We start from the raw sequence: 7,324 nt of genomic DNA on the forward strand, positions 1-7,324 counted from the left end.
CATGGAAGCGGGCACGCTGACCCGGCCCGTCGGGACCGAGCTGGTGCACGTCGGACCGAAGCCGCGCACCGGCATCATGAAGTACCTCCTGACCACCGATCACAAGCTGATCGGGGTCATGTACCTCTGGCTCTCCTTCACGTTCTTCTTCATCGCGGGCATCTTCGCCATGATCATGCGCGCGCAGCTCTCGAAGGCCGGCCTGCACCTGCTCCATCCCGAGACGTACAACCAGATCATGTCGCTGCATGGCACGTTCATGGTCTTCTTCTGGACGATCCCGGTGCTGGCGGGCCTCTCGAACTACGTCGTGCCGATCCAGGTCGGCGCGCGCGACATGGCCTTCCCGCGGCTGAACGCCATCTCGTTCTGGCTCCTGATCCCGGCGGGCGGGTTCATGCTCACGAGCCTTCTGCTCCAGGGGGGGGCCGCGGCGGCCGGCTGGACCAACTACCCGCCGCTCTCCGACCGGCAGTTCTCGCCGGGACCCGGGGTGGACCTCTGGATCCTGGGGCTCCACCTGGCGGGGCTCTCCTCGATCCTCGGCGGGATCAACTTCGTCGTGACCATCCTCAACCTGCGCGCGCCCGGCATGTCGCTCATGAAGATGCCGATGTTCTGCTGGAACGTGCTCATCACGCAGGCCGTGATCCTGATCGCCACGCCGGTGCTGGCGGGCGGCCTCACGATGCTCCTCACCGACCGGCTGTTCGGCACCGGGTTCTTCCACGCCTCGGCGGGCGGCGACCCCGTGCTCTGGCAGCACCTGTTCTGGTTCTATTCGCACCCCGCCGTCTACATCATGGTCCTGCCCGCGATGGGGATGGTCTCCCAGGTGCTGCCCGCGTTCTCCGACAAGCGGATCTTCGGCTACACGGGGATGGTGATCGCCACCGCCGGGATCGGCTTCATCGGCTTCCTGGTCTGGGGCCACCACATGTTCGTGACCGGAATCGACCAGCGGCTGCGCTTCTTCTTCTCGTTCGCTTCGATGGTCATCGCGGTGCCGACCGGCATCAAGATCTGGTCCTGGCTGGCGACCGTCTGGGGCGGCGCCATCCGCTTCCGGACGCCGATGCTCTTCGGCCTCGGCTTCATCTGCCTCTTCATCATCGGCGGAATCACCGGCGTCTGGCTGGCGCTCGTGCCGTTCGACGTCCAGGTGCACGACACCTACTTCGTCGTGGCGCATCTTCACTACGTCCTCTTCGGCGGCTCGATCATGGGGATCTTCTGCGGATTCTATTACTGGTTCCCCAAGATCTCGGGACGCCTCTACAACGAATTCTGGGGCAAGGTTCACTTCTGGCTGGTGTTCCTGGGGATGAACGTGGTGTTCATGCCGATGCACGTGATGGGGATGCTGGGGATGCCCCGGCGCATCTACACCTACAAGCCCCAGTACGAGGGACTGAACCAGATCTCCACGATCGGCGCCGGGATCCTCTTCGTCGCCATGAGCATCTTCCTGATCAACGTCCTCGCGTCCCTCTGGCGCGGCAAGCGCGCGCCGGTCGATCCGTGGGACCATGCGGAGTTCAACAAGACGCTGGAGTGGACGGTCTCGTCGCCGCCGCCCGCCGAGAATTTCGCGCGGATCCCGGTGATCCGGTAGGAGCGGCCACGACTTCAGCATCGCGCGGCGCGCGTCCGGCGCCGCCTCGCCCATGAGCGCCAGGCCGGGCCGCCTCGTCCCGCTCCTTCGAATCACGCTGCTGCTGGTCTTCGTGCTGGTCGTCTGGGGCGGTATCGTCCGCCTCTCGGGATCGGGGCTGGCCATTCCCGATTGGCCCCTGGCGCACGGCAAGCTGATTCCCAAGCCCCAGCACCACGTCCTGATCGAGTACATCCACCGCGCGCTCGCGGGCCTGGTGGGGCTGGCGACCGTCGCCGTCGCGTTCCTGGTCTTCCGGAGCGCCCTGTGGCGCGCGCGGCTCCTCCCGCTCACGATCGCCGCGCTGATCACCCTGGGATTGCAGGTCTTCCTGGGAGCGCGCGTCGTGCTCGAGGAGCTGCCCGTCGACCGCGTCGTATCCCATCTGATCATCGCGTTCCTGTTCTTCGCCATCCTGATCCGGATGGCGCTGGTCGCACGCGACGCCGAAGACGAGGCCGGCGTCTCGCCGGCGGCCGCGTCCGGCGAGGGGGCATCGGTGGATCCCGGCAAGCGCCGGGGGATCGCCCTCTGGGCCAAGATCGCCGCGGGGGCCGTCCTGGCCCAGGTGGCGCTGGGGGGATGGGTCTCCTCCTCGGGGGCGGCGCTCGCGTGCCCCGACTTTCCGACCTGCCAGGGGATGTGGCTTCCCCCCATGAACGGCCTCCTGGGAATCCACTATGCCCACCGGCTGGGCGCCTACGCCGTGACGCTGATCATCCTCGGGATGCTCTTCCGCTCGGCACCCCTGGCCCTGCCGCCCCGCGCCCGGTGGCCGCTCCGGATTTCGGGTATACTCCTCACCGTTCAGTTTCTGCTGGGCGTGGCCAACGTGCTCCTCCGCGTGCCCCTCCCGGTCAGCGCGAGCCACCTGGGCACGGCGCTGATCCTGTTCGGAACCCTCAACGTGGCGAGCTACGAGCTGTCCCGTGCGTGATTACATCGAGCTGACGAAGCCCCGCATCGTGGCCCTGGTCATGATCACCGCCCTGGCCGGCGTCGTGGCGGAGCGCTCGCTCCTCCTGGAGCCGCTCCGGCTCATTGTCGTGCTCGGCGCCATCATGCTCACCGCCGGCTCGGCGAATGCCTTCAACCAGTACTTCGAGCGCGACCTGGACGCGCAGATGGAGCGCACCCGGGCGCGCCGTCCGCTGCCGCTCCACCGCGTGGCGCCGGGGCGCGCGCTCGCCTTCGCCATCGTGATCGGCGTCCTCTCCGTGGTCGCCCTCGCCCAGTACGGAAGCCTCCTCGCGGCCTGGCTCGCGTTCGGGACGATCGCGTTCTACGGCTTCTTCTACACGCTCTGGCTCAAGCCGCGCACCGTGCACAACATCGTGATCGGCGGGGCGGCGGGCGCCATGGGCCCCGTGATCGCCTGGGCTGCCGCGGCGGGGCACCTGGCGCTCGCGCCGGTGCTGATGTTCCTCGTGATCTTCCTCTGGACCCCGCCCCACTTCTGGGCGCTCGCGATCTGCGTGCAGGACGACTATCGCCGGGTGAGCATCCCGATGCTCCCGATCGTGAAGGGGGAGCCGGAGACCTACCGGCAGATCGAGCTCTACACGCTCGTGCTCGTCCTGGTCACGCTGCTGATGCCCTTCGCCAACGCCGGCGGCCTCGTGCTCGGCGTCACGGCGCTGTTCCTGGGCGTCGGGTTCCTGGTGAAGGCGGTTCGCGCCCGGCGCGCGCCCACCGTGGCGGCGGCGCGCGGCGTCTTCGCCTACTCCATCGTCTACCTCTTCGCGCTCTTCCTGGGCATGATCGCCGACGCGCTCTGGCGCATTCCGCTCCGCTCCTGAGATGGAGCCCATCCCCTCCGACGCTCCCGACGTCCCGGGCCCCGAGAACCGTCGCGGGAGCCGGATTCCCAACGCGGCGCTGGGCGTCGGCCTCGGGATCGTGGTGCTGTTGATGTTCTCCTTCGCCTACGCCAACGTTCCGCTCTTCAAGCTGTTCTGCGCGCGTTTCGGGATCGGCGGGTCCGGGAAGGCGGCGTTCCAGTCGGTCTACGGGGAGGGGCCGGCCCTCTCGTCGTCGACGGGGCCGATCCAGAGCCGGGACATCCAGGTGAAGTTCATGGGGGTGTCGGCGACGGGGCTGCCGGTCCGGTTCGGACCCTCGGTGCCGCTCGTGCACGTGATCCCCGGCCGTCCGGTGCATCTGGACTACACGTTCACGAACATGAGCGACGACTCGGTCTTCTTCCGGGCCGTCCATTCGATCGCGCCGATCGAGGCCGCGCGGGAGTTCCAGCTCATCCAGTGCTTCTGCTTCGAGGATCAGGCGCTCGGCCCGCGCGAGACGCGGGTGCTTCCGGTCTACTTCGCCCTCTCCCCGCGAACCCCGGGCAACGTGCACGAGGTGCAGCTCAACTACACGCTCTTCCCGCGCGATGAGAACGACAAGTCCGCCCCGCTGACCGGGAAGCGCTCGCTGTGACAGAGATCGTCCGGGGAAGGGAAGAGGCCGCGGCTTCAGCGTCGGGCGCGGAGTCCGCGGCGTCCGGCAGCGATCCGGCCCAGGACCCCGCCGTCAAAGCCCGCCTCCGCCGCATCCTCCTGGGAATCACGATCCTCTGCCTCATCCTGGGAGCCGCCGGCTACGCCTTCGTCCAGTGGATGGCTAGCCTTCCCCCAGGAACCTTGAAGAAGCCGTAGCCCTCGCCCCCGCGCAGCGCCCGGTTGCCCTTCGAGATAAGGTCTTAGACCGCGTCCCCCGAGTAGATCGCCATGATCCGCCGCAAGAGCTGGATCGCGTCCGTCCGCTTCCGCTGAAACGAATTCCGCCCGATGATCGAGCCGAATCCGCCGCCGTCCCGGATGGCGCGGGCCTCCTGCAGCACGTCCTCGTCGCTGTCCTTCTTCGCCCCGCCCGAGAAGATCACGATGCGGCGCCCGTCGAAGGACGACTGGACCACGTGGCGTACCCGCTCGGCCAGGGTGCCGACCGGGATCGAATACTTGTCGTAGACCTTCTTCGCCTCGGGCTGCTCGATGTGCGCGGCGGGAAGCTTGACCTTGATCACGTGGGCTCCGAGCTGCGCCGCGATCTGCGCGGCATAGGAGACCACGTCGATGGCCGTCTCGCCGTCCTTCGAGAGGTCCGAGCCCCGGGGATAGGACCAGACGACCACCGCCAGCCCCACCCGCTTCGCCTCCTCGGCCAGCTTGCGGAGCTGCTCGTACATGTGTCCGGCCTGCGAGGAGCCGGGATAGATCGTGAATCCGATGGCGGCGCAACCCAGCCGCAGCGCCTCGCCGACGCTTCCGGTCACCGACGAGAGAGGATCCTTCTCGTCGTGAAGGACGTCATGGTTGTTCAGCTTCAGGATGAGCGGAATCTCGCCCGCGTAGTCCGCCGCGCCGGCCTCCAGGAAGCCGAGCGGCGCCGCGTAGGCGTTGCACCCCGACTCGATCGCGAGCTCCACGTGGTAGCGCGGATCGTAGCCGGCGGGATTGGGGGCGAAGGAGCGCGCCGGGCCATGCTCGAAGCCCTGGTCCACCGGCAGGATCACCATCCGGCCCGTTCCGGCGAGAATCCCGTGATTCATCATGCGGGCCAGGTTGGCCTTGCTCCCCGGATTGTCCGAGGCGTACCAGGAGAGGATCTCGCGCACGCGGCCGGGACCCGGCCGGGCGGCGGTGCGGCTTTCGGCGACAGCGGTTTGAGCGTTCATGCGGGCCATTATAGGCTGCGGCGAGGGACCCGGCAAGGCGACCCCGGGCCGCGGGCGCTACGGTCGCGCCGAGGGCGTCACAGCGTGGCGTACCGCGCCGCGCCCAGGAGCGCCGAGCGGTCGGTTCGGATCACGTACACCGGGACGCGCTCCAGGAGCTCCCGGTGCGGCTCCTTGGCCAGGAACGCCTCGCGGAAGAGCGGGCCCTGGAGCGCGGGAAGGATCTGAGGCGCGATCCCGCCGCCCAGGTAGACCCCCGAGAGCGCAAGCCCCCGCAGCGCCGCGTTTCCGGCCTCGGCGCCGTAGACCGACACGAACAGCTCGAGCGATCGGACGCAGGAGGAGCACGTCCCGGCCAGGGCGTTCCCCGAGATCGCGGCGGGGAGCTCCTCGGGACCGGCCTCCTGGAGGTGGCGCGCGAGCGCGGCGTCGGCGCCGTCCATGGCGTGCAGCACGCGGGCGACGTTGCCAAGCCCCAGCCCCGAGAGCACCCGCTCCATCGACACGCGACCGAACTCCACGCGGAGCGCGCGGAACAGCTCGATCTCGAGGTCGGTGCGCGGCGCGAAGTCGGCGTGGCCCCCCTCGGAGGCGACCGGGATCAGGTCCCCCTGATGGAGCAGCAGCGTGGTCTCGCCGAGCCCCGTTCCCGCCGAGACGATCGCGGCGTTGCCCGGGGCGCCGGGATCGCCCGGGATCAGCGTCACGAGGTCCTCCGGGCCGAGCGCGGCGACGCCGTAGCCCGAGGCCACGAGGTCGTTGATCACGTGCACGCGCGACAGGCTCAGGTGCCGCGCGAGCGCGCGCTCGTCGGCGGGCCACGGCACGTGCGTGCCGACGCCGCGCCCCTCCGCCACGGGGCCCGCGAATCCGATCGAGACGGCGGCGATCGGGCCGTCGTGGCTCGCTCGGAAGGCGTCGATCATGGATTCGAGCGAGGCGAAATCGCCGCTCAGGTAGGTGCGCTCGGATGCGGGAACCCCGATCCGGCCGCGTTCCAGCGAGGGAACCAGGGCGAGCCGGGTCTTGGTGCCGCCGACGTCGGCGGCGAGCACGATGCCTCCGGGCGCCAGGGGGCTCACGCTTCGAGGAGGGCGCGCGCCGCCCGGGCCGCGTCGCGGAAGGCGGCGTTCGGGATGCGGCGCTGGATTTCGCCGACGACCGCGGCCGCGAGCTCCCGGCGGGCGAAGGGGATCGGCGCGACCCGGGCCTGGGGCGCGAGCAGCTCGAGGCGCGCCTCCTCGGCGCGCGCCTCGTGCGTGATGCGCGCGTCCAGCGGGTGGGCGCCCGCGGCCCGCGCGCGCACCTCGCGGATCCGGGCGTCGGGATCGGTCTCCTCCCGCGTGAAGGCAATCTCGGGAGCGCCCCCCTCGGGGGAGCGGAACCGGAAGCGGGCGCCGTCGCGCGAATCAACCTTCCAACGCAGGCGGCTCGCGAGCCAGCCGGCGAGGAGCCAGGCGGAGGAGGGGGGAGCGGCGCCCCCGTGCACGATCGTCACGTCGTGCAGCGCGTGGAGCGCGGGGGCGGCCTCGGGGGCGTCGAAGAGACCAGCCAGGGACGCACGCCAGGGCTCGAGACGCGCCCAGGCGAGGTCGTGCATCGGCGCCCCCTTCCGTCCCGTGCGCTCCCAGACGGCGGCCATCGCCGAGGGCTCCTCCTCGACGCAGCTGTCGGCGACGACGATGTCCGCCAGCCCCGCGAGCGCTTCCGCCCACGGGGGCCGCGGTCCCGGCGTGAGCAGGAGCACCACCACCGGAAGGTCGCCGATCAGGAGCGAGCGGACCGCGCTCGGCACGAGAGGCGCCGTCTCCTCGGTGTACTCCAAGAGAACCTGCTCCGAGCAGACGAACGCGCCGCCCCCCTCGCGCAGGTGGCAGAGCGCGGTGGCGCGCGCGGTGAGCCGCTTCGGCTCGGCCGGAGCCCGGCGCGCGGGGCCGATGCGGAAGAGGCGCGCCGGGTGGCGCCGCGCCACGTCGGCGATCACGTCGGCGAGC

The 7,324-nt window shown here is 70.1% G+C and carries 8 protein-coding genes; 5 read left to right on the forward strand and 3 right to left on the reverse strand.

Annotation, left to right across the window (positions count from 1 at the left end; translation table 11 throughout):
• The first annotated feature begins 1 nt into the window (after position 1).
• The 5 genes from ctaD to VE326_10605 are packed head-to-tail and all read left to right on the forward strand — an operon-like array spanning position 2 to position 4,311.
• The gene (gene ctaD, locus VE326_10585) at positions 2 to 1,615 is read left to right on the forward strand and encodes a cytochrome c oxidase subunit I (GenBank protein HYJ33654.1); all 1,614 of its coding nucleotides are present in this window, start codon (positions 2 to 4) and stop codon (positions 1,613 to 1,615) included.
• Positions 1,616 to 1,667: 52 nt separating this feature from the next.
• Positions 1,668 to 2,591, forward strand: a complete 924-nt coding sequence (locus VE326_10590; GenBank protein ID HYJ33655.1) for a COX15/CtaA family protein — start codon at positions 1,668 to 1,670, stop codon at positions 2,589 to 2,591.
• Positions 2,584 to 3,453: a heme o synthase gene (locus VE326_10595; GenBank protein ID HYJ33656.1), complete on the forward strand. Its 870-nt coding sequence runs from the start codon at positions 2,584 to 2,586 to the stop codon at positions 3,451 to 3,453. Before VE326_10590 ends, VE326_10595 begins: the two co-directional genes overlap by 8 nt.
• Position 3,454: 1 nt before the next feature.
• On the forward strand, positions 3,455 to 4,093 hold the full coding sequence (locus VE326_10600) for a cytochrome c oxidase assembly protein (GenBank protein HYJ33657.1): 639 nt from the start codon (positions 3,455 to 3,457) through the stop codon (positions 4,091 to 4,093).
• The gene (locus tag VE326_10605) at positions 4,090 to 4,311 is read left to right on the forward strand and encodes a hypothetical protein (protein HYJ33658.1); all 222 of its coding nucleotides are present in this window, start codon (positions 4,090 to 4,092) and stop codon (positions 4,309 to 4,311) included. The genes VE326_10600 and VE326_10605 overlap by 4 nt, the downstream gene beginning before the upstream one ends.
• Before the next feature lie 44 nt (positions 4,312 to 4,355).
• Here the strand turns inward: VE326_10605 and VE326_10610 are convergent, their stop codons facing one another.
• The 3 genes from VE326_10610 to VE326_10620 form a co-directional block, all read right to left on the reverse strand.
• The gene (locus tag VE326_10610) at positions 4,356 to 5,330 is read right to left on the reverse strand and encodes a class I fructose-bisphosphate aldolase (protein HYJ33659.1); all 975 of its coding nucleotides are present in this window, start codon (positions 5,328 to 5,330) and stop codon (positions 4,356 to 4,358) included.
• 77 nt (positions 5,331 to 5,407) lie between these two features.
• Positions 5,408 to 6,412 (reverse strand): glucokinase, encoded by a 1,005-nt coding sequence (gene glk, locus VE326_10615; protein HYJ33660.1) that lies wholly within the window; start codon positions 6,410 to 6,412, stop codon positions 5,408 to 5,410.
• Positions 6,409 to 7,324, reverse strand: a 916-nt coding sequence (locus VE326_10620) for a glucose-6-phosphate dehydrogenase assembly protein OpcA (protein HYJ33661.1), incomplete at its 5' end; no start/stop codon positions are given. The genes glk and VE326_10620, both read right to left, overlap by 4 nt.

It is taken from the genome of Candidatus Binatia bacterium, from assembly GCA_035631035.1.
In the GTDB taxonomy this organism is placed as follows: Bacteria; Eisenbacteria; RBG-16-71-46; order SZUA-252; family SZUA-252; genus DASQJL01.

Coding starts and splice junctions, on each gene's coding strand:
- VE326_10610 (HYJ33659.1), bottom strand. CDS start 5,330: ATGAACGCTCAAACCGCTGTCGCCGAAAGCCGCACCGCCGCCCGGCCG.
- VE326_10590 (HYJ33655.1), top strand. CDS start 1,668: ATGAGCGCCAGGCCGGGCCGCCTCGTCCCGCTCCTTCGAATCACGCTG.
- VE326_10600 (HYJ33657.1), top strand. CDS start 3,455: ATGGAGCCCATCCCCTCCGACGCTCCCGACGTCCCGGGCCCCGAGAAC.
- ctaD (HYJ33654.1), top strand. CDS start 2: ATGGAAGCGGGCACGCTGACCCGGCCCGTCGGGACCGAGCTGGTGCAC.